Annotated in this window: 17 protein-coding genes; 11 read left to right on the forward strand and 6 right to left on the reverse strand. The window is 38.0% G+C overall.

Annotated features, from left to right (window positions below; translation table 11 throughout):
• Window positions 1-57: 57 nt before the first annotated feature.
• The 5 genes from H4J73_RS17020 to H4J73_RS17040 all read right to left on the reverse strand — a co-directional run bounded on the left by H4J73_RS17020 (window position 58) and on the right by H4J73_RS17040 (window position 4,982).
• The gene (locus tag H4J73_RS17020) at window positions 58-660 is read right to left on the reverse strand and encodes a response regulator transcription factor (protein ID WP_182172649.1); all 603 of its coding nucleotides are present in this window, start codon (window positions 658-660) and stop codon (window positions 58-60) included.
• 5 nt (window positions 661-665) lie between these two features.
• Window positions 666-1,814, reverse strand: coding sequence for a sensor histidine kinase (locus H4J73_RS17025; protein WP_182179581.1), 1,149 nt, complete (start codon window positions 1,812-1,814; stop codon window positions 666-668).
• Window positions 1,815-1,923: 109 nt separating this feature from the next.
• The gene (locus H4J73_RS17030; protein WP_182223298.1) at window positions 1,924-3,105 is read right to left on the reverse strand and encodes an amidohydrolase family protein; all 1,182 of its coding nucleotides are present in this window, start codon (window positions 3,103-3,105) and stop codon (window positions 1,924-1,926) included.
• 137 nt (window positions 3,106-3,242) lie between these two features.
• A complete protein-coding gene (locus H4J73_RS17035; protein WP_182181695.1) occupies window positions 3,243-3,839 on the reverse strand; it encodes a GIN domain-containing protein in 597 nt (198 codons plus the stop codon).
• Between the two features lie 291 nt (window positions 3,840-4,130).
• Window positions 4,131-4,982 (reverse strand): HDOD domain-containing protein, encoded by an 852-nt coding sequence (locus H4J73_RS17040; protein ID WP_182181696.1) that lies wholly within the window; start codon window positions 4,980-4,982, stop codon window positions 4,131-4,133.
• A 203-nt stretch (window positions 4,983-5,185) separates the two neighbouring features.
• Between H4J73_RS17040 and H4J73_RS17045 the strand changes: the two genes are divergently transcribed.
• Window positions 5,186-6,289 (forward strand): YCF48-related protein, encoded by a 1,104-nt coding sequence (locus H4J73_RS17045; protein ID WP_182223299.1) that lies wholly within the window; start codon window positions 5,186-5,188, stop codon window positions 6,287-6,289.
• Between the two features lie 74 nt (window positions 6,290-6,363).
• Here H4J73_RS17045 and H4J73_RS17050 read toward each other — a convergent pair whose 3' ends face one another.
• The gene (locus H4J73_RS17050; RefSeq protein ID WP_182181698.1) at window positions 6,364-7,380 is read right to left on the reverse strand and encodes a LacI family DNA-binding transcriptional regulator; all 1,017 of its coding nucleotides are present in this window, start codon (window positions 7,378-7,380) and stop codon (window positions 6,364-6,366) included.
• Window positions 7,381-7,587: 207 nt separating this feature from the next.
• Here H4J73_RS17050 and pgi point away from each other — a divergent pair, with 207 nt between their 5' ends.
• The 10 genes from pgi to H4J73_RS17100 all read left to right on the forward strand — a co-directional run bounded on the left by pgi (window position 7,588) and on the right by H4J73_RS17100 (window position 23,192).
• Entirely contained in the window at window positions 7,588-9,228 is a 1,641-nt protein-coding gene (gene pgi, locus H4J73_RS17055) for a glucose-6-phosphate isomerase (protein WP_182181699.1), read from the forward strand.
• 446 nt (window positions 9,229-9,674) lie between these two features.
• The gene (locus tag H4J73_RS17060) at window positions 9,675-12,224 is read left to right on the forward strand and encodes a TonB-dependent receptor (protein ID WP_182223300.1); all 2,550 of its coding nucleotides are present in this window, start codon (window positions 9,675-9,677) and stop codon (window positions 12,222-12,224) included.
• 146 nt (window positions 12,225-12,370) lie between these two features.
• The gene (locus H4J73_RS17065; RefSeq protein WP_182181701.1) at window positions 12,371-13,942 is read left to right on the forward strand and encodes a tryptophan halogenase family protein; all 1,572 of its coding nucleotides are present in this window, start codon (window positions 12,371-12,373) and stop codon (window positions 13,940-13,942) included.
• Window positions 13,943-13,954: 12 nt separating this feature from the next.
• On the forward strand, window positions 13,955-15,508 hold the full coding sequence (locus tag H4J73_RS17070) for a tryptophan halogenase family protein (RefSeq protein ID WP_182181702.1): 1,554 nt from the start codon (window positions 13,955-13,957) through the stop codon (window positions 15,506-15,508).
• 32 nt (window positions 15,509-15,540) lie between these two features.
• Complete coding sequence (locus H4J73_RS17075) at window positions 15,541-16,242, forward strand: SapC family protein (protein ID WP_182181703.1); 702 nt, start codon at window positions 15,541-15,543, stop codon at window positions 16,240-16,242.
• Between the two features lie 86 nt (window positions 16,243-16,328).
• Complete coding sequence (locus H4J73_RS17080) at window positions 16,329-18,986, forward strand: family 20 glycosylhydrolase (protein WP_182223301.1); 2,658 nt, start codon at window positions 16,329-16,331, stop codon at window positions 18,984-18,986.
• Between the two features lie 219 nt (window positions 18,987-19,205).
• A complete protein-coding gene (gene nagK / locus H4J73_RS17085; protein WP_182181705.1) occupies window positions 19,206-20,099 on the forward strand; it encodes an N-acetylglucosamine kinase in 894 nt (297 codons plus the stop codon).
• Window positions 20,100-20,142: 43 nt separating this feature from the next.
• Complete coding sequence (gene nagA / locus H4J73_RS17090; RefSeq protein ID WP_182181706.1) at window positions 20,143-21,282, forward strand: N-acetylglucosamine-6-phosphate deacetylase; 1,140 nt, start codon at window positions 20,143-20,145, stop codon at window positions 21,280-21,282.
• Between the two features lie 48 nt (window positions 21,283-21,330).
• A complete protein-coding gene (gene nagP, locus H4J73_RS17095; RefSeq protein WP_404851861.1) occupies window positions 21,331-22,635 on the forward strand; it encodes an N-acetylglucosamine MFS transporter NagP in 1,305 nt (434 codons plus the stop codon).
• A gap of 335 nt (window positions 22,636-22,970) precedes the next feature.
• Window positions 22,971-23,192 (forward strand): TIGR02922 family protein, encoded by a 222-nt coding sequence (locus H4J73_RS17100; RefSeq protein ID WP_182181708.1) that lies wholly within the window; start codon window positions 22,971-22,973, stop codon window positions 23,190-23,192.
• The last annotated feature ends 12 nt before the right edge of the window (window positions 23,193-23,204 follow it).

Below are 23,204 nucleotides of genomic sequence, written 5' to 3' on the forward strand. Positions count from 1 at the left end.
TATTATTGAAGGTGTTGGTAGACTGGTATTTACAAATATTAATGATCATTGAGTAAATCATAACCAACCTTTCTGTTTAGCAATTCGAGCAGCTTCAATTCTATTTTTAGCGCCTAATTTTGAAGTCACTTCAGAGAGATAATTTCGCACCGTCCCAGCAGATAAGCAGATCAATTCAGCGATCTCTTTTGTTGAGTGACCTTCTAATGAAAAACGTAATATTTTACGTTCATTGTCGCCCAATGGATCCTCTGCAGCCCAAGCTTCAGTTACTAACTCAGGCGCAACAATGACTTTACCCGCATGAATTTTTCTCACTGCATCAGCTAGCGAATCAGAAGGCGCATCTTTGAGTAAGTAGCCTTTTACACCAGCAGCCATAGCACGGCGAAGATATCCACCTCGAGCGAATGTCGTTAAAATCATGACCTTGGCGGGGTGGTTTTTTTTCTGTAATTCTTGTGCTAATTCTATACCTGTCATGCACGGCATTTCGATATCGGTCAAAATTATGTCAATGGGTTGCTGCTGAGATTTCGCAAGCGCATCCTTGCCGTTTTTAGCTTTTTCGACGACTTCAAAATCGTCTTCCATATCTAGTAAAGCAGATAAGGCACCAAGCACCATCGATTGATCTTCTGCAATGAGTATTTTAATCATTTATTTTATCCATTAGCTACAGTGTGCAGGGTTGATATGACTTTGTTATTCTGGCTTTTAGCTGTTATGGGTAGTGTAAATTTAAGTTGTGTATTCGGGACGCTGGCGACATTCATTTCACCACCCATTTTATTAATTCGTGTGCGCATATTTTGCATACCCGATTGCTCTTTTATCGCGGTTATTTGTCCTTGGTCACTTATGGTCAATGTTAAATGTGTGGCAACTTGTTTTAAAACTATCCAGACTTTTTCTGTTTCAGCATGACGAATGACATTGGTGATGGCTTCACGAATAATTAATGCTAATTCTGATTCAATACCTGTCGGTAATGACTCCAACTCAATATTTTCGATCAATTCTATTTTAGCGGCTTCAGTGGCAACTCTTACTTGCAGTAGTTCTCCTTTAATCGTTGCGATGTTATAACCTTTAACCGCGTCTCTAACTTGCGCTAACGTTTTACGTGATAACTCTTCCACCGCTTTAATTTCTATTTTTATTTTTTCAGACGGAAGTCCTTTATCAATCATTTTACCAGCCAGTTCAGACTTTAACGTTATGACTGACAAACTATGACCCAGTAAATCATGCAAGTCTCGACTAATGCGTTCACGTTCTGCTATTTTCGCTAAGTGTTTGGTTTCTTGCTGTGATTGTTTTAATGCTTTATTCTTTTTTAAAACCTCAGTACGATTGATATTTAATAACCCTAATGTAATAGACATAAATATTGCGGGCAACCAAAAGTAACTTGATTTATCCGTTATAACGGAATAAAAAATAATGAAGGCTAACACTAACAAAAGCGTTATAAACGCTTTCCTCTTATTATAAATTTCCCCACTAAATGCAGCGGCATAAATGAAAAAAATATTTGCCCCTATATTAATTTCTGACAAAGCAACGCCAATAAAACACATAGCAGCGATATAATAAATTAAATCATTTTTATGAGCTGCAAATGCTCGAAAATAAAGGACTAAGAAGGTCATCAGTCCGGCAATGATTATTACCATATCAAAACCGTGTACCGGTCTAAAATACAAGTTACCAAAAAATAAACTCAAGAAAAGTAAGTTGCTATAAACCGCATAACCAATATCTTCATCTTGTGGTAGTAAGAAATAATGTATTTTAAGTAATAAGCTCATTTGACTCCTGACGCTATATTTTTTCGGTTATAAGTACTAAGTATATCATCTGCAAAAAGGCTGTTAACGTACAGTTAATTTTGTAGAAGTTACCTATTTACCTTTGACCTCAAAGAACGGTTAATTTATTCATTGCTATGCGGCCAGATAAAATAACCATTTCAACATTTTTTAGTTCGGTAATATCTTGCCAAGGCTGCCCATCAATTAATAATATGTCTGCGAACTTACCCACTTCAATAGTGCCTAATTCTTTTGATTTCCCTAAAGCAATTGCACCATTTCGTGTTGCAGCAATGAGTGCTTCAACATCAGAAAGACCGGCATTAACCATGCGAGATAACTCATTACGATAGCTGTTACCATCGTTCATTTCGACAGGTGAATCAGTTCCGACTCCAAACATCACCCCTGACTGATTTAATGCCGCAATATTCAAATGACCTTGTGGCTCTCTGCCCAATGTTGGCACGTAGACAATATTATTATCTATAATTTTTTGCATTGTCTTTGCTTCAATAAGATTTCCATGACGTATGCCATGTTCAATAGTCGTTATACCTGCGGAAATAGCTTCATCAGTTTCTTCTGGTGTGCCTGTATGTACCGCGATCCAAAGGCCGTGTTCACGTGCTGCACTGGTTATAGCTTGTAACGTTTCATTGGAAATACGTGGCATGGTAATGATGCCTTCACTATTAGTATGGCTCTGATAGACAACCTTTACGCCATCTATTCCCTGTTTTGCTAAAGTAGCAATTTTTTGTTTTACATAAACAGGATCATCAGATTGTACGGTCATGCTTTCAAGCACCCAGTTTGGAATGCCTTTTTTTTGGGTTGGATGCCCGCCTTTGACTGTAAATATTGGTCCCGAAACGAACAGCCTTGGTCCTGCAATGTTTTGTTTATTAAGCTCTTCTTTCAGTGTGAAAATAGCTGGCATAACATCGCCAAGAGAACGATAGCTGGTAATGCCTGCGGCAATAAGCTCACGTCTAACACGGGGTAAAAAACGAAATTGATCCCAGATCATTGCCGGTAAACTTTGTTCATTATCCTTTGATTTGCCACTAAAAAAATGACTATGTAGATCAATTAACCCAGGAACAATACTTTTGCCTGTGGCATCAATCTGAATAACATCTGCGGGGATTTTACAGGTTTTACCCATACAAGATATTTTACCGTTTTCAACTAAAATGCCAGTATTTTTAATCGCTTTTTCACTGGTGCTATCAAATAGCTGTCCTTTAATGATCCACATGTTTTGCTGCGGATTTTCCCACACATACAAGTCATTCTAATATGAAATCATAAAACTGGCGGTGATTAAAATTATTAATAGGGTGAAATAGACAAAGAATTTTTTCATGGTAATACTCATTTTTGATGGTTAATTGGGTTACTTAAAAGCAAGGGGCGGTATTATTCTGAATAAGCTAAGTTACTGTTAGATAAGGTACCTCGTGAAGTATTTGAACGAATATTTTGTCGCTTGGTAACGCCTTGAATACTTAAATCGCCCGCATCATTCATCTCAATTTCTATATCGTTCACGTTAACGTCCAAGTGGGCATTACCTGAATCGTTAATACTCACTTTTAAACTGTCAGCCTTGACCGTTAAGTCTTTAATGTCTCCTGCTCCATTTGTCGTAATGTTCATATGTTGGGTGTTCAGAGTATTAGTGCTGGTTAATTCAGCCGAGCCTGAGGTACTTATGCTATTAAGTTGATTGTAATGAACAAAAACCTGCACTGACTCACCTTGATGAAAACCTTTAGTCGTGATAATTAACGTTTCATTTTCTACGGTGGTAACGACATCAGCTATTGGCATACCGGATACTTGAACGACCAGTTTTTGTTCGTTAGCTTGGGTGATAATAACTTCAGCAAGTCCAGATATTTTTAATGCTGTAAATTTTTCTACTTCGCGTGATTCAGTTTGAGATTCAAATACTGAACAAGCTGTTTGTATCAGTACGAAAGACAGAACGATTGATTTGATAATATGTTTCATGAGTGACTTTATGGCTAATTGGACAATGAGCTTAGTTTGCCGAATATAAAGTTTAAGTGTAAGAGATATTTGTCAGGAGTTGATATGACAAATGTCATATCAGTAAAGCTTAATAGGGATAGGGTAAACACATTACGATTGATTGATGAAAGGACTCCTAATTAAGGAATAACTCATAGCATTTTTAGGGAAGGTACCGTGAAATCTATGTGTCAAATATACTGCCAAAACTTAACACCCTTAATGTAATTTTTTATTATTAAATCAAGGGCTTACTTGGTATGGTAAATATTAGTCTTCTTCTAAATGGCATGATTCAGTGTCTTCAAGATAATCTTGATAGTTGTCTTCATCAATATCGAGTAAGGTGAAAATCATCTCTTGTACATAAGGCCAGTCTGCAGAATTTTGACTGTGTCTATGGTTGTGTACAAGGTTTTCTGCCAGCTTTAATATCGCATAGTAAATTTCTTGTGGACGTGAATTTTTCATCTTGAGAAAATCACGGTCGTGATGCACTAAAATTAATGTGCAAATATCTTTGGGTAATCGCCAAGATGATGCTACGTAATAGCCAATAGTTGCGTGGCTTACCCCATAAAACTCGTCTTCAATAAGGGGTAAAGTTTTACTGGCTGTGTTATAAGCAAGCTCATAAGTCTCTGTATAATTGCTATATTTCATCGCCATGATGGGAATACCACAATCATGAAATAAACCAAGAGAAAAGAGCTTATCTTTTGAGGTGCCTTCTTTGAGCTTTTTGCCAATATGAACACAAGTATGGGCAATATGTGTTGCGCTATCCCAAAAATCTTCTAAAGCGATACTGCAATCTTTTTGGTCAAAACTACTTTTTATTAGCGTGTTAGTTACTAATGAGTTTATGCCATTTAAACCGATATAGTGCACTGATTTATGAATATCGGATATGGAACGCGATAACCCATAATGTGGCGAGTTTATCGTTTTTAAGATAATTGAAGCCACGGCGACATCTTGTGAAATAATGTCAGCTAATACATTTAAGTCAGGCTCATCTTCCGCCATTATTTTTTGTAATTTACGTAATAAACTTGGCTGAGCAGGAATCGAAAATCCACGGCGTATATCAGCAAGTACTTTGTCATCAATTTCTAGCATAAGCATTTATCATTTTATTGATTAAGTTAATATTATAACTAGTGTTTTTATTGAACTACTATCGCCGAAATTGACTGTATTTACAACTTTATAGCTAAGAATTATATTGCTATGTACTATTGTGAGTGTTTGATGTTTATCGCTTGTTAAATATTTGGAAATACTTAATAGTATTGTTATGTTCACTTAAAATGATAATTATAATGCCGTCTATTCTCTCAATATTACCCGCACCTAAAATAAGTTATACGTTAATTAAAGCAATTAAAACGATCAGTGTAGTCTCTTTCTTTTATTCCACTCTTGTCAGTAGTACCACGATGGTTGATTTGCCGTCATGGCAACATAGTGTTTTACCTCATTCACCTTCTTTACGAGGAAGCGCGATTATTGATGATTCTTTGTGGGTAAGTGGCAGTAATAATGCTGTTTTTGTCAGCCATGATGCGGGCAAAACATGGGTTGATAAATCGGTAAATAGCCCTTTAAAAACAGGTTTTCGTGATATTGCCTTATTCGATAAGCACACTGCGATTGTGATGGGGGTTGGCAGTGGTGAGCAATCAGTACTGTATAAAACAACTAATGGTGGGGATAGCTGGCAGTTACTTTATCAGAATAAAGATAAAACCGGTTTTTTTGACGCTATTGCTTTTTGGGATCGTGAAAAGGGTTTGCTGATGGGGGATCCTGTTGGTGGTTTTTACATGATCAAAAAAACCAGTGACGGCGGGAAAACGTGGCGAAGAATAAGTATTGATAAAATACCACCATTAGTTGAAAAAGAAGCTGCTTTTGCTGCAAGTGGAAATACGCTAATTGTTGGCAAGCAAGGCAAGGCTTGGTTAACAACCGGCGGATTTTCAGCGTCGGTTTATAGCAGCGAGGACTTTGGTGAAACATGGCAACGACATGCGGTGCCGTTATTTTCTGAAACACAAACAGCAGGTGGCTACGGTTTAGCATTAAATTCACACCAACAAATATTTGTCGTGGGTGGAGACTACGAGCAACGCCCAGCAAGTTATTCTAATATAGCAACATTTACTAATAATCAATGGCGTTCAGTCACTACAGGGCAGCATGGATTACGTTCAGCAATGAGCTGCCAAGGTGATGTTTGCATTGCTACCGGAAAAACCAGTAGTGATATTTCATATGATTCAGGAAAAACCTGGCAAGTATTAGCAAACCCTGAGGGAGAAAAAGACGATAAAGGGTTCTATAGCTTAGCGAGTAGTAATATGATGTTTTTAGCCGCAGGCTCTGAGGGGAAAGTGGCTGTTTATTCGTTAAGGCCAAAATAATTTTATGAGACAAAAGCTTTATCTTTAGAGAATTGAAATCAAAGATAAAGCTTGAATTTTTTATTCATAAGCCGTTAGTGACTTTTACCCGTAGAGTCACGAACAATCAGTTGTGGCGTGTAATGACGAACACTGTTTTGAGCGGTTTGTTTACGCGACTTTGCAATTAATAAGTTGGCTGCATCTTCAGCTATTTTTTGGTTTGGTTGATTTGCTGTCGTTAAACGTGGCCATGTTTGTCGAGAAAAAGGTGAGTTTTCAAAACCGGCAATAGAGAGTTGATCAGGAATGGAAATCCCCATTAAACGTGCGGCAAATAAAGATCCTGCGGCAATTTCATCGTTACATGAAAAAATAGCCGTTGGGCGAACATCTTCAGACATTACTTGTTTTGCGCCATGCACACCCGATTCAAACGAATACTCACCATCAATAATTAACCGTTCATCAATAGCGATATCATTATCAGTTAAAGCTTGTTTATAACCTCGCAAACGCTCAACCGTTGACATATGGGCAGCCTCACCACCAATAAAAGCAATATTCTTATGGCCTAAATCAATTAAATGTTGGGTAATACTCACCGAAGCAGCATGGTCATTAACCATTATGCAGGGGGCTAATTCGTCGGGGGCAACATCGCCTGACATTATTCGCACAACATCAACATCTAAATCAATAATTTTTTGTACAAATTCAGGCATTTCAGAGAAAGGTGGGGTAAGCACTAAACCAGCAACACGTGTCTTTCTGACCATGTCGGCAATTTCATCAAGTACATGTTCAGATTTTGCTTGGCATGGATGAATAAGCAACTCAAAACCTTGTTGTTTACAAGCAGCCAAAATACCATTTTGCATGTCTATTACATAATATGCGTTGGGGTTATCGTATATAAAAGCAATACTGTACGCTTTAGTGCCCGCTAAATTACGTGCGGCTAAGTTGGGTTGATAATGTAACGCATTTACCGCTTCCATGACTTTTTCACGGGTCAATTGTCGGACTGATGACTCATTGTTCATTACTCTTGAAACGGTTTTTATTGAAACACCCGCTTGTTTGGCGACATCATTTATTGTAGCTTTCATCTGTTAAAACAGCCTTGTGTATTATTCTTGTTCTGCTGCGCAACAGAGTATTGTTTCTTTCGCATTGCGGCAACTACTTATTGAAAAATAACTGAACCTATGACTTAATCTAGAGGTTAAATTATAATGAAATGAAATTGACAGCGTTGTCATTATCAAATATGGTACACCATCGAAGGGTTAAATTAATGCACTATAGGAATACTTATGTCAAGTCGCCAAACACTAAATAGTTGGAAAAAGCTTACGCAGCTTGCTCAAGAGAAGAAGTCTCAGCATATGAATGATCTGTTTGCTCAAGACAGTGAACGCTTCGACAAGTTTTCTATAGAGCTACCTAAGCTATTGTTAGATTACTCAAAGAACCTCATTGATAGTGAAACAATGAAGACACTTTTTGAGCTCGCAACTGAATGTAAAGTACTTGAATGGCGTGAAAAAATGTTTATTGGTGCAAAAATCAATAAAACAGAAGATCGTGCTGTTTTACATACGGCCTTACGGCGTAAGAGTAAAGAACCTTTAATTGTTGATGGTGAGAATGTCACTACCAGCGTACAAGTACAACTAGAAAAAATGGAAGGCTTTGTTAACCATGTTCGTGAAGGAAAATGGTTAGGGTATTCTGGTAAACGTATTACTGATGTCGTTAACATTGGCGTAGGTGGCTCGAACCTTGGCCCACAAATGGTCACTGAGGCCTTAAAACACTACAGCGACAACAGCATCAATGTGCATTATGTTTCCAATGTAGATGGCGCACAAATAGTACAAATACTGCGTCCGCTTGACCCTGAAAGGGTTTTATTTATTGTTTCCAGTAAAACTTTTACCACGACAGAAACAATGACCAATGCTAAAACGGCAATTAGATGGCTTACCGCCTCGTCGTTTGATGATAATGCTGTCGGCAAGCACTTTGTCGCGGTAACGGCAAACAAAGAAAATGCCATGGGTTTTGGTATTAAAGAAGAAAATATCTTTGGAATGTGGGACTGGGTAGGTGGTCGCTTTTCATTATGGTCAGCCATTGGTTTAGCTATAGCGCTTGATTTGGGCTTTGATAAATTCATGGAATTGCTTGATGGCGCTAATGAAATGGATGAACATTTTCAAAATGCGCCAATAGAGCAGAATATGCCAGCAATAATGGCCTTACTCAGCGTTTGGAACACTACTTTTTTAGGGGCTAGATCTCAAGCGATCCTCCCATATGATCAAACCTTACATATGCTTTCTGCTTATTTACAACAAGCCGAAATGGAGAGTAATGGTAAATCAGTTTCGTGGAATGGTGATGAAGTTGACTATGCCACCGTACCCTCAATATGGGGCGAACTCGGTATTAATGGCCAGCATGCTTTTTATCAGTACTTACACCAAAGTAATAATGTGGTACCTGCTGATTTTATTGGTTCGGTTGCCAGTGTTACGCCAGTATCTGGTCATCACGAAACGTTAATGTCGAATTTTTTTGCACAGACACAAGCATTAATGACCGGCGTCAATGAAAAACAAGTACGTGCTGATTTGAAAGCAAAAGGGCGGATACCTGATTACATCGATAAGGTGGCTCCTCATAAAGTGCACAAAGGGAATCGTCCAACCAACACGATTCTTTTAAAACGCATAGATCCTAAGACGTTAGGCAATCTTATTGCTCTCTACGAGCATAAAATATTTGTTCAGGGGATCGTGCTACAAATCTGTTCGTTTGACCAATGGGGCGTAGAATTAGGAAAAGGGTTAGCTGAAAGTATTCACAAAGAGCTTGAAAGTGGTATCGTTTCACAAAACCATGATTGCTCAACCCTCAATTTAATGAATTATTATAATAAGGCAAAATAGTCTTTTATGTTAATTTAATAGCTAAAACGCTAACAAATTGTTAGCGTTTTTTATTATCTGAACTGCAAAAACAAACAATAATAACTCCCTTCATAGCAATAATTAATAGCGTAACTCCCTAGTATTCAATAAAGTAAATTTTTATTCATCAAACACTTGTTTAAATGAATGAAATAGCGATTTATTTGCATATAAAATATTTAAATGTACAAAATAAATACGACTTTTTTGTAAAAACATTAAAATAAAACTCTTTTGTTTACAGTTTGTTGCATTAAGTCGTGGTATTAAATGCTAATCAAGTGTAGCCAGATGGTGATTTTTTGTGTAATGTTTTGTTCAGCCTATGACAACGCTGTCATGAATTAAAAAGACAGCGCTGTCTTCATCAGGTTATTAAAACATAACTAATTATATCTATAAAAAACGTGTGTAAGGGAAAGTCAATGTCATCTAAAAAATTTAAAAAAGGCATGTTAGCAAGTTCAATTGCTTTAGTGCTAGCGGGCGGTGCTACACCATTCGCAATGGCTGCTGAAGAAGTTAAAGCGGCCGATCAAGAAACAGAGGTAATTGAAGTTCGCGGTATCCGTGGTTCTTTGAAGCAAGCATTAAATCAAAAAAGATTTTCTAACGCGGTTGTTGATTCAATTTCTGCAGAAGATATTGGTAAATTCCCCGATAGAAACATTGCAGAGTCACTACAAAGAATACCTGGCGTAACGATTGGCAGAAGTTTTGCTGGTGAAGGTGGGGATGTTTCTATCCGCGGTACTAACTCAGAATTAACACAAGTTAGTATGAATGGTAACTATGTTGCTTCAACCGGATGGTTTTCACAAGCAGCAGCAAAGCGTTCTTTTGATATGGATTTATTACCACCAGAACTTGTCGCTGGTGTTGATGTTTATAAATCGCCAACAGCAAGCCTTGATGAAGGTGGTGTTGGTGGTACTGTCGTTGTGCGCACTCGTAAGCCGTTAGAACTAGACTCTAACACCCTGTTTTTGTCTGCTGAATACCAAGACAACAGCCTTTCTGACGAAAATGGTCAAGGCCTAACTGGCATGTATAGCTGGAAAAATGATCAAGAAAACTTCGGTGTTTTAGCGAGTTTATCTACACTAGAAACTGTTGGGCGTGCACACAAAGCAGAAAACTACATGGATGATGGTTGGGCGGGTGCAGGTATTTCAGAATTCGCGCAAACTCGTGAACGTGAAGCGGTTGATTTAACTGTTCAGTATTCACCCTCTGACGATTTATCAATGAATGTGCATTACTTTCAAGTTGATCTAGATTCTGCTAACAGTAACCAAAACTATTTAATTATTGCGGGTACAGATCCAACTGCCTTTAATGACCAAGTTACTGGAGCGACTAAATTCTCTCCGACTAATGGTTTTGCGCTAAGTGGTAACTATTCTGGTGCTCCACTTGATGATCAGAATACCCGTAATGCTGAAATGGATACCGAAGTCATCGCATTTGAAGTTAATTATACGGCTGATACCTATTCAATCAATGCCAAAGTTGGTTCTACTGAAGCGACAGGTGGTGACGGCGGTAACTACAACGCTGGTTGGGTTTCAAGTAACAGTAATACCTCTATTGATTTCGATATGAGTGGCGATAATGCCATGTTGCTTTCTCCTAATGGTACAGATCCAAGTAACCATGCTGAATACATTTTAAGTAGTGGTGCTGTTACTGCCGGCTATCGTAAAGATGAAGAGACTTTCGCACAGTTTGATGTTGATTTTAACGTTGAGTGGGGCCCAATTTCTAACTTTAAAACCGGTGTTAAGTTACGAGATCATGAATTTACAAGTTACTCAGATGCATGGACGTTTGATGATAGCTTGACTACAGGTATCACTAAAGCAACATTTGCTGATGGCCATTTTAATCACTCTGGTGCAGGGTTACTTTCGGGTACTCCAACAAATATTGCGCGTGCAGATGGTGCACAATTAAGAGCGCATTATGATGCTCACAAAACGGGTTCATCATTAAACACAAACAGTTACGGTGTTATTAAAGAAGATATTTTTGCTTTATACGGACAAGCTGATTTTAGTGGCGATAACTATCGTGGTAATTTCGGTTTACGCTATGTTGCTACTGATACCTCTGCTGATTATTACGGTTATGTAGACACCGCTAAAATAGTTACAGAAGACAGTGATTACTCAGATTGGTTACCTAGCTTTAACTTAGCATTAAATCTTCATGAAAATGTAATACTACGTTTGTCTGCTGCTAAAGTAATGAGTCGTCCTAATTATTCGTTCTTAAATCCAGCGGCTAGCGTTAACGAGACTACTCGAAGCATTGCTCGCGGTAGTATTGCGCTTGACCCATATCGTGCAAACCAATATGACATTGGTTTAGAGTGGTACTTTAATGAAGAGTCTTTATTATCAGCAACATTGTTCTCTAAAGATATTCGTTCTTTTATTATTAATGGTGCCAACGAAAGTAAAGTCGATGTGAATGGTGATGAATATATTTTGCGTGAACCCGGTCAGGGTTTAGGGGGCGAACTTCAAGGTATAGAAGGTCAATATCAACAGCAAATGGGTCAATTCGGCTGGTCAGCTAACATTACTTATACTGAAGGGTTTGGCTTACAAGATTTAGGCGCTGATGGCGGAGGCATTGTTGAAAGACCATTACCGGGTATGTCTAAACTTAGTTACAACTTAAGTGCTTACTATGAAACTGACCTTATTTCAGCTCGAGTTGCTTACACCTACCGTGATGATTTTATCGCTCCATCTACTGGTATCGGTGGTAACACTGCGTGGGATGCTCATGGTTTTGTTGACGCGAATGTTACTTGGCATGCCACTGAAAACTTAGATGTAAGCGTTGAAGGTTCTAACTTATTCGAAGAAACGACTACGCAACGATTTGGTGAGGGTTTCACTGCTATGCGTTTAGCGGCAGATAATGGTCGCAACGTATTCTTAAAAGTATCTTACCGCTTATAACGGGTAATTTGTTTCGATGAAAGGATAGGTTTTACTTCCTTTCATCGTTATTCTAGGCTTAGTATATATTTTTTCCTAAATATCTATTGAGCCTCAATTTTTACATGAACTCCTTTCAACCCTTCATTACATGATGAGCCTTCATAATGACTACAGTTAATAATGATATTTTAATTATTGGTGGCGGAACCGCTGGTTGGTTAAGTGCTGCTATTTTGGCTAAAAGCTTAAATTGCAAAGCAGAAAATGGCATAAAGGTTACTGTCGTTGAATCACCAAATATTCCTATTATTGGTGTTGGAGAGGGGACATGGCCTAATTTAAGAGCTACGTTACATAAAATAGGCGTGAGTGAAACTGACTTTATTCGTGAGTGTGATGCTACCTTCAAGCAAGGAGCTGAATTTATAAATTGGGCTAAAACGCCTAAACAGAATGAAAAATCAAGTTATTACCATCCACTTGGCACGGTAAGCCACTCTTCTTATGACTTTAATTTAGCTCCCTATTGGCTGTTAAAAAATAAAACAACTAGATTACCTTATGACCAAGCCGTAGCTTCTCAGGCAAGAATTTGTGACCAAGGTTTAGCGCCTAAGCAAATCGTTATGCCCGAATACAGTGCAGCTCAAGAGTACGCATATCATTTAAATGCTAATAAATTTTCTAACTTCTTAAAAAAACATTGTATTGATAATTTAGGGGTGAAATTTGTCAGTGCTAATGTGACGAACATCGTGTTGGATGAAAATGACTTCATCACACATGTTGAAACAGATCGTCATGAAGAAAAGCAAATATCCGCAGATTTTTTTATAGATTGCAGTGGGTCTAAAGGGCTTATTATTAAGCAAACTTATAATATTGAATGGCATGATATTAGCGATGTTCTTTTTAATGATACCGCTTTTGCTGTTCAAGTTCCCTATGCCGATAAAAAGCAACCAATCAAAACACACACCTTATCGACAGCACAAGAGGCTGGATGGATTTGGGATATTGGCCTACAAGAAAGGCGCGGCGTAGGTCATGTTTTTAGTAGTAAATATATTAGTGATGAAAAAGCTAAACAACAACTCATCGACTATATTGGCGACGATTATACGGATGATCTGGTTATTCGAAAAATCCCAATAAAGCTCGGTTACCACCAGAAATTTTGGCATAAAAATAGTGTTGCCATTGGCATGTCTGCTGGTTTTGTTGAACCACTAGAAGCTTCCGCTATTTATTTGTTTGATGCGGCTGCTACCATGATTGCGGCGCAATTTCCTCGTGAAAAAAAGCAAATGCTTTATGCAGAGCAACAGTTTAATCAAAACTTTAAAATTCGCATGGAACGAACAGTAGAATTTATTAAATTACATTATTGCATTTCAGCGCGCAGAGATTCGCAATATTGGATTGATAATTGTGAGCCGACCACAATACCAAATAAGTTAAAACAAAGACTCGAATTCTGGAAGAGTCAACCACCGACAAAGTTCGATTTTGACCATGCTTGGGAACCCTTTAACTTAGACAGTTATTTGTATGTATTGTATGGCATGCATTATCAAACAGATTTATCAGGTAATACTTCGGCTTATCCTGATGTTAAAAAGGCTGAAAAATTATTTTCAAATGTTGATCGACAAAGTGAATTATTAAAAAATCAATTACCCAAACAGCGCGATCTCATTGAGAAAGTAAAAGAATTTGGATTTAACAAAGTATAAAGGTGCTATTGAATGAATGATGGAATGATTAATCAAGTTGTTATTGTTGGTGGAGGTACTGCTGGCTGGCTAACAGCAGCTAAACTTGCGAAGCATCTTGGCTCGAATAAGTCAGATTCAGTGCAGGTTACTCTTATTGAATCACCTGATATTCCAACCGTGGGCGTCGGCGAAGGTACGTGGCCAACTATGCGAAAAACATTGGCTGATTTAGATATCGAAGAACATGACTTTATTAATTATTGTAATGCTTCTTTTAAGCAGGCAACAAAATTTGTTAATTGGCGAACGCCTGCTAAAAATGGTCAAGACTCTGTTTATTATCATTTGTTTAGTTCTGTTGCTCATGCAGATGAATTTAATCTCAGTCCTTATTGGTCTTTGTCAGATCAGCAAATAGATTACGCTAATTTTGTTAGCCCACAGGCGCTTATTTGTGAAGGTGGTTTAGCACCAAAAACAATAGCTAATAGAGGATACGATGGCTTATTAAATTATGCTTATCATTTAGATGCAGGAAAATTTGCTGATTTTTTAAAAAAGATAAGCTGCGAACGTTTCGGTGTTAAGCATCTAGCAGCAAACGTATTATCAGCAAATTTGAATGCTTTAGGTGAAATTTCCTCTATTGACACAAAAGAGTTAGGCCGTATTGACGGTGATTTTTTTGTAGATTGTACGGGTGGTCGCTGTTTGTTGTTAGGTGAAGCTTTAGGGGTCGGGTTTACGCCTATTAACGACGTTTTGTTTACCGATAATGCTTTAGCGATACAAGTGCCTTATCAAAATGAAGAGGATGCTATAAGCAGTTCAACTATTTCAACAGCACATTCTGCGGGTTGGACATGGGACATAGGGTTGTCAAATCGACGTGGCACTGGCTATGTTTATTGTTCTGATTTTGTTAGTCATGATCAAGCAGAGCAAACATTACGTGATTATATTGGTCCACAAGCAGAACAACTGTCGGCGCGAAGGTTAAAAATTTCATCAGGGTATAGAAATAAATTTTGGGAAAAAAATTGTGTGGCAATAGGTATGTCTGCCGCTTTTGTCGAGCCCTTAGAGGCTTCAGCTATTTTTCTCATAGAGGCTTCAGTCAATATGCTGTGTGAATTATTTCCTCGTAATAAGCGACAATTACCCGCAGTTGAAAAAACATTCAACGACTCATTTCACTACCGTTGGAAAAGGACGATAGACTTTATTAAGTTACATTATTTTTTATCTCAACGACAAGAAAGTTTTTGGTTAGAAAATAAGTCTCTAAACTCTGTACCAGAGAGTTTATTAGAGCAACTCGATAATTGGAAACATCGTCCGGTGAGTAAATATGATTTTCAAAATACCTTTGAACCTTTTATTCAAGACAGCTACCAATATGTTTTGCACGGCATGGGCTACGCACAAGCATTAGAATATAACGCTTCAACGTTTAATGAACATCGTATGCTTGAAAGCATTTTAAAGAAAAATGCTAAATTAAAACAACACCTACAAAATAATCTGCCAACCAATAGAGACTTACTGAATAAGGTAAGGGCTTTTGGTTTTCAAAAAATATAAAAATATAAAAATAAATATTACTGGAGAAATACATGGCTAAGTTATCGCCACTCAATAAAAGTCAGCATCAAGCACTGAAAGTAAAAGTAGACCCTAGTTATGCACATAGTGCTAATAGCCATGTTACACCGATTTCCGTTTTTGAATTACCGCAAGTCCAGGCGGAATATCCTATTGTTTTTATAAAAGATGCAGAAACAGGACGTTTCCATTTAGTTGCGTTACTTGGTTTAAGGCCGCAGGAAAATTTGTTTCATAAAAAAGAGGGCTGGAATGCTTTATATGTTCCTCAGCACCTAACTAACTTTCCTTTCGTATTATCGTCGTCTGTTGAACAACCTAATAATTTTGTTGTGGGTATTGATTTAGACAGTAAAAGGGTATCAGAGAGCGATGGTGAAGCATTGTTTACTGATACAGGTGAGCAAACAAAGTATTTAGTGCAAGTCACAGAAAATCTTGCTCGAGCTAATTCACAACTGAATGCAACTCAACTTTTTATCAATACAATGGTAGATAAAAGTTTACTCTCTTCTCAATCATTAACGATTAAACCTAGTAACGGTAAAGAGTTTACGGTAACGGGGTTATATTCCATCGATGAAGAAGCCTTTAAAGATTTAAATGATGCAGACTACCAAGAATTAAAAGACAAAGGGTTTCTTGCTGCGATATATAGTTGTTTGTTTTCTACACAGCGTATAGCGAAGTTGATTAGCCTTAGCGAAAACTAAACATCAACTAATTTATAATGGAACCTCAACCCCCGAAGCAGTTTTGGCATTCTATTGATTAACGTAAACTTGTGAGTAAGAAAAACATGAACAGACAACTCCTCGTCTTATTTTTGGTAACGAGCATAAATTTATTCGGCTGTGAAAATTCAACAATTCATTCCGCTACAACCAATGACAAGACCCAGCAAGATGTATTACTTAAGCGCTTAGTTAAAGCTTCTCAAACTGATATTGATAATATTGCTGCTACGCTCAATGTTAAGTATAAAGTAATAACAAATATACCTAGTGATAAGTGTGATAAAAACATCGCTGACGGTAATTGCTTTGAAGTTGAACTAAGCTTTACAGCCTCTCAAGCGATTAAAAGTAATGATTGGCATATTCACTTTAGTCAAATTGCGCCTATTCAATCCTTTGAGAGTGAAGAATTCAACGTTGTTCATATTAATGGCGATTTACATAAAATATCGTTGAATGATAAATTTAAAGGTTTTACTGCGGGCGAAACCAAAACCTTATTATTTAGAGCTATGTTTTGGTCGTTGTCTGAAACCGATGCTTTACCTAACTATATTGTCAGTGTAAACAATTTACAACCTCGTGTAATAGCCAGTACCAAGCCATATACAAACAGTGAAACAGGATTAGAAGTACTGCCTTATGTTGTGCCGTTCACTGATGTTGAAAAGCAGTTTAAACGCACCGCCCAAGATTCTACTCAGTGGCTCAATGCGGCAAGTTTATATCAAAGAAATACTCAATTAGGTGAGCAAAAGCTCGATGTGAGCAAGGTGATTATACCTACGCCGAAGTCGGTTATTTATAGTAAGAATAATGCTCAGCTTAGTCTTACTTCTGGTATTAATGTTGATTATGGCAATGTCGAAAAAGATGATGTTATGGTAGCAATTACTCGCTTAGACACCTTAGGTATTGCTAATAATACTCAAGGCAAGCCTGTCACGTTAAGACTTGTTGAAGACAACAGCAAAATGATTGGCAGTTACCAATTAGACATCACCACAACAGATATTAAGATAACAGGTGTTGACGGCGCTGGTGTTTTTAATGGCTTGCAATCACTATCAAGCTTAATCACCTTAGGTTCAACGCAAGTACCTGTGTTAACGGTTAATGATGAACCTCATTATGAGTTTCGCGGTCTGTTAATTGATGTTGCGCGTAACTTTCACGATAAGACGTTAATTTTAACGCTGCTTGATCAAATGGCGGCTTATAAACTTAATAAGCTACATTTACACTTAGGTGATGATGAAGGCTGGCGATTAGAGATCCCTTCATTACCGGAATTAACCGAAATTAGCAGTAGACGTTGTTTTGATTTAAACGACCAAAATTGTTTGTCACCACAACTCGGTGCTGGCGTTGATGCTAAAAGTGAAGTAAATGGCTATTATTCTGTGGCTGACTATCAAGAAATATTGCAAGCGGCAACGGCCCGTCATATTCAAGTGATCCCCTCTTTAGATATGCCAGGGCATTCGCGTGCCGCGATTAAAGCGATGGCAGCGCGTACTAAAAAATACGCTATAGCCGAACAAGGTGGCAAAGCGCAACAGTTTATTCTCCATGAGGTTAATGACCCAACGGTCTACTCCTCGGTGCAATTTTATAATGATAATACCATTAACGTTTGTTTAGAGTCTTCCTACGACTTTGTTACTGAAGTGATGACTCAAGTTAAAAAAATTCATGCTGATGGCGGTCAACCACTAACGCGTTACCATATTGGTGCAGATGAAACTGCTGGGGCTTGGATAGAGTCGCAAGCTTGTATAGATTTTGTTACCAATAATGATAAAGGCGTGAAGGAAATGAGTGAGCTTGGTGCTTATTTTATTGAGCGTGTTGCGAATATATTATCTGATTTGGATATAGAAACTGCAGGTTGGAGTGATGGTATGGAGCATACTCGCAAAGAAAATATGCCTGCTATTGTTCAGTCCAATGCCTGGGATACTTTAGCTTGGGGAGGTCATAATAAAACCCATCAATTGGTCAATAGAGATTGGCAAGTTGTGTTGTCATCACCCGATGTATTGTATTTTGATTTTCCTTATGAAGCGGATCCTAAAGAACATGGTTACTATTGGGCTTCTCGACATACGAATACTGAAAAAGTTTTCCAATTTATACCCGACAATCTACCTATTCATGCTGAGTTTTGGTTAGACCGTCAAGACAACCCTTATCAAGCCGATGATAGCCAAACACCGATGAAGTTAGGTAATCGTTTCTTGGGTATCCAAGGGCAATTGTGGAGTGAAAACACTCGCACTGACCATACGGCGCAATATAAATTATTTCCACGACTTTTTGCTTTAGCCGAGCGTGCATGGCATTTAGCTGATTGGGCGGTTCCGTATAATTATCAAGGAGCTAAATACAGTCAAGCAACCAAAGTTTTTACGGCACAGAAAAAAGCACAACGTAATCAACAATGGCAATTATTTGCAAATACTATTGGTCAAAAAGCGTTAGTTAAATTAGAAAATGATAACATTTTTTATCGATTACCTACTGTGGGGGCGATTGTGAAAGAGGGGAAGCTTTATACCAATATCGCCTTTCCGGGCATTGCTATTGAGTATAAAGAACAAGCGGGCAACTGGACGCTTTATGAAGTCCCCGTTGCTATTAAAGGAGACGTGAGCGTTAGGAGTATTAGTTTTGACAGGCAGCGTAAAGGTCGTTCTGTTACGGTTAAAAGCAACTAATTCACAGTTGACCCTATGGGCTGTTTAGCTAATAATTTTAGTTTAACCAGCCTATTGTGTTTTTATTTGTTGAATATAAATAAAAATAATTGATTTTTACTTAAAAAGTAAATGACAACGCTGTCATTAGTGGTTAAGATGAAATCAGAATATATTTTAGTCACTGATTGTTTATCAGTTTGAGTGACAAAATAATAAATATACAGACATGAGGTCAACATGCTGAGCAGCAGTGACAATAAAGAAATATTTTTAGGCATTGATGGCGGTGGTAGTAAGTGTAAAGCTATCGTAATGTCGGGTGATAACAAAATATTAGGAACCGGTATTGCAGGTCCTGCTAACCCATTACATGGATATGAACAAGCAATTAACTCGATTGCTGAATCAGCTAAATTAGCACTTAAAGATGCTGAAATTGATGAAAGTGAATTGGGTCATATCGTTGCTGGTGTTGGCCTTGCTGGGGTTAATTTACCCGCTTTATTTAAACAAATGTCAAATTGGCAACATCCGTTTAAAAAAATGTACCTGACCACTGATCTCCTCGTTGCCTGTCTTGGTGCCCACAACGGAAAAGACGGTGCGGTTATTATCACAGGTACGGGGTCGTGTGGTTTCTCTTATGTAGAGGGACATTCATATATTGTTGGCGCGCACGGTTTTCCTCATGGTGATAAAGGCAGTGGCGCGTGGTTTGGTTTGCAGGCAGCGAAACAATCTTTATTGTCACTCGATGGACTTATTCCCCCGTCATCAATTAATGACAAGATATTAGCGTTATTAAAGGTAAAAGATGATGTTGAACTCGTTGAAGTTATTGCTGGAAAACCCGCCGCATTTTATGCTCGTATGGCGAATTTGGTTTTTGACTCAGCTGAAGAAGGTGACAAACTTGCCTTAGCAATTGTTAATGAAGGCGCCGAGTATATTAGTCATGTTGCTAAGCAGCTATTAAAGCAACATCCTCCTGAAATATCATTAATTGGTGGTTTAACACCAAGAATAAAACCTTGGTTAGATATAGATCTTCAAGCGAAACTTATTGAACCGTTATATCCTCCTGAGGTGGGTTCTATCATTTTTGCTAAGCAACAGCTTGCTTTACAGTAAGCCTATCTCATTTATTGAAATAACTTAAGGAACAACCATTGCTATGACTATATTTCGTCTCTACGTTAAAAAATTATTTGATGGTCAAAACTATATTGACGATCAAGTGTTAACGATCGCCGATGGAAAAATCATAGCATTCGACAACAACACAGCAAGCGTAGATGAAGTACTAGAAGGTTTGGTTGTTCCTGGCTTTATTGATCTACAGGTCAACGGAGGTGGAGGCGCATTATTTAACGACTCACCTTCATTGAATAATATTAAAACGATTATGGCGGCTCATGCCAAATTTGGCACTACCGCTATGCTACCGACTCTTATTACCGATAAAATATCTGTAATGGAGCAAGCTGCTGACGCAATAGCTAAAGCTATCGCAGAAAAAGTGCCTGGTATTATTGGTATTCATTTTGAAGGTCCTCATTTATCTGTGGCGAAAAAAGGTGCTCATATTGAAGAGCACATTCGCCCAATTTCATTGCAAGAGTGGCAAGTACTTGAACGCAAAGATATGGGGAGAATATTAGTAACACTTGCACCAGAAACAGTAAGTACTGACGATATTACGCGTATGGTTTCTTTAGGTATTAAGGTGTGCTTAGGACATAGCAATGCTGATTTTAATACGGCGCAAAAAGCGTTAGTTGCCGGGGCTGATGGTTTTACGCATTTATATAATGCGATGTCGCCCATACAAGGTAGAGAGCCGGGTGTTACAGGATGCGCATTGTTAAACGATCAAGCCAGTTGTGGCTTAATTGTTGATGGTCATCATGTTAACTACGACAGCTGTAAATTAGCCCTTAAAGCCAAGCCCGCAGGAACCATTTTTTTAGTCACAGATGCAATGCCACCAGTAGGAACCAATAGTATTGAGTTTGATTTAGTCGGTAAGACAGTCTTATTGAACAAGGGGAAATTAACCTCAACAACAGGCGAGTTAGCAGGTTCGGTGTTAGACATGGCACAAGCGGTAGAAAATACCCATTTAGGTTTGAAATTACCTCTAGATGAAGCGTTGAGAATGGCCTCGAGTTATCCGGCAAATTATATCAACCAACGTGATATTCGAGGAGGGTTAGTCATAGGAAGCCAAGCTGATTTTGTTGAGCTTGACGATAAATTTAAAGTGAAGTCTACCTGGATTGCAGGAAATAGAGTTTACAAAAAAGCATGTTAGTTATAACTATCGTAAAACAATAATAATAAGATAAATATTGAGGAATATATGGAAATGACAATAACAAACGATAAACCAAAGAGTAATGCACTACCGATGGCCATTGTCGCGGTACTCTTTTTTATACTCGGTTTTGCCACATGGCTTAACGGGTCACTAATGCCGTACTTGAAACAGATCTTACAATTGTCACCGTTCCAAGCTTCATTAATACTATTCTCATTTTATATCGCTGTTACTTTTACAGCCTTACCGTCAGCAACCATTATTCGTAAAATTGGTTATAAAAATGGTATGGCTTTAGGTATGGCGACGATGATGATTGCTGGACTGCTGTTTATTCCTGCTGCCCAAACACAAATATTTGCTTTGTTTTTGTTTGCTCAGTTAGTGATGGGATCAGGTATTACTTTGTTACAGACTGCTGTTAATCCTTATGTTGTGCGTTTAGGGCCTGAAGAATCGGCGGCTGCGCGTATCAGCATCATGGGCATTTTGAATAAAGGTGCGGGTGTTATTGCGCCTGTAGTTTTTACGGCATTAATTTTAAGTGGCTTTCAAGAGCATTCAGCTGAAGTACTTACACAAACCCGTATTGACGAAATGGCTAGTTCACTTGTTATGCCTTACCTAGGTATGGCAATTTTTATTGGTTTATTGGGTTTTGCCGTAAAAAAATCATCACTACCTGAGTTACCCAGTGAAGATGATTCAGAAGAAGCGAATAGCAAAGGACATATAAAAGAAGCATTATCCCACCCTAGTTTAGCGTTGGGTGTCTTGACCATATTTTTCTATGTTGCCGTCGAAGTCATTGCTGGCGATACCATAGGCACGTTTGCTTTGTCTTTAGGTGTTGAAAACTACAGTGTTATGACTTCATACACCATGATATGCATGGTGGTAGGTTATATTTTAGGGATTTTCTTCATTCCTCGTTTTATTTCGCAACAAAAAGCGTTAACTGTTTCGGCTATTTTAGGCTTACTGCTTAGTTTAGGTGTGGTTTTTGGTGACAATAATTCATATGCAATTGCCAATGCGGTACTTGTTCCTTTTGGTGGTGGGCAATTGCCCGACACTTTACTGCTTATTGCTTTCCTTGGCTTAGCAAATGCGATTGTTTGGCCAGCAGTCTTCCCATTGGCACTTTCAGGCATGGGTAAATTAACCAGCGTAGGTTCGGCATTACTCGTCATGGGAATTTCAGGTGGCGCTTTTGGTCCACTATTTTGGGGCTTAGCAAGCGGTTCATCATTTGGTCAACAAGGGGGATATATCGTGATGTTACCTTGTTATGCCTTTATTTTATTTTATGCGCTTAAAGGCCATAAAATGAAGAGTTGGAAGTAGTTTACATCTGTGGACAATGTGTAAACGTAAATGTTTTATAGACATATTTTATAAATTTATCCGTATGGATATCCGATCTCACTAGTTGAGGGTGCGTTAAACGATCTGATTTGATCGACCCTGAGTTTATACTCAGGGTTTTTTTTGCTTTAAGTTTATGGCAGTATAAAGATATAAACAGCCATAGCTTAGTCGGAATATCAGTTTAACGGGCTGGTTTTAGAAGATGTGGTTTTGTATTATTGAGTTTTGATCTTTAGCGGTTATAGAAGGAGATAATAATTATAGGAGGCAATGATTCAATTTATATATAACAATAAAATTATGAGTGAACCATGGAAGGTTTCCAAAGAAAGAGAGTAACAGTGATTTATTTCAGCGATACATCTCTTGAACTTTTACATAAAATTGAATTATTCTTACAATCGCCGGAAGGTCGAGTGGTTATTCCTAAAAGTTTTAAACAAGGTAAGTTGATAATTGCTGTTTCTGAAGGTAAGGTTAACATTCTCAATAAAATCGATGACCGCATTATATTGGCTTATGATGTTGCCTAGTTAAACGAGTAA

Source organism: Colwellia sp. MB3u-41, assembly GCF_014076845.1.
Taxonomy (GTDB): Bacteria; Pseudomonadota; Gammaproteobacteria; order Enterobacterales; family Alteromonadaceae; genus Colwellia_A.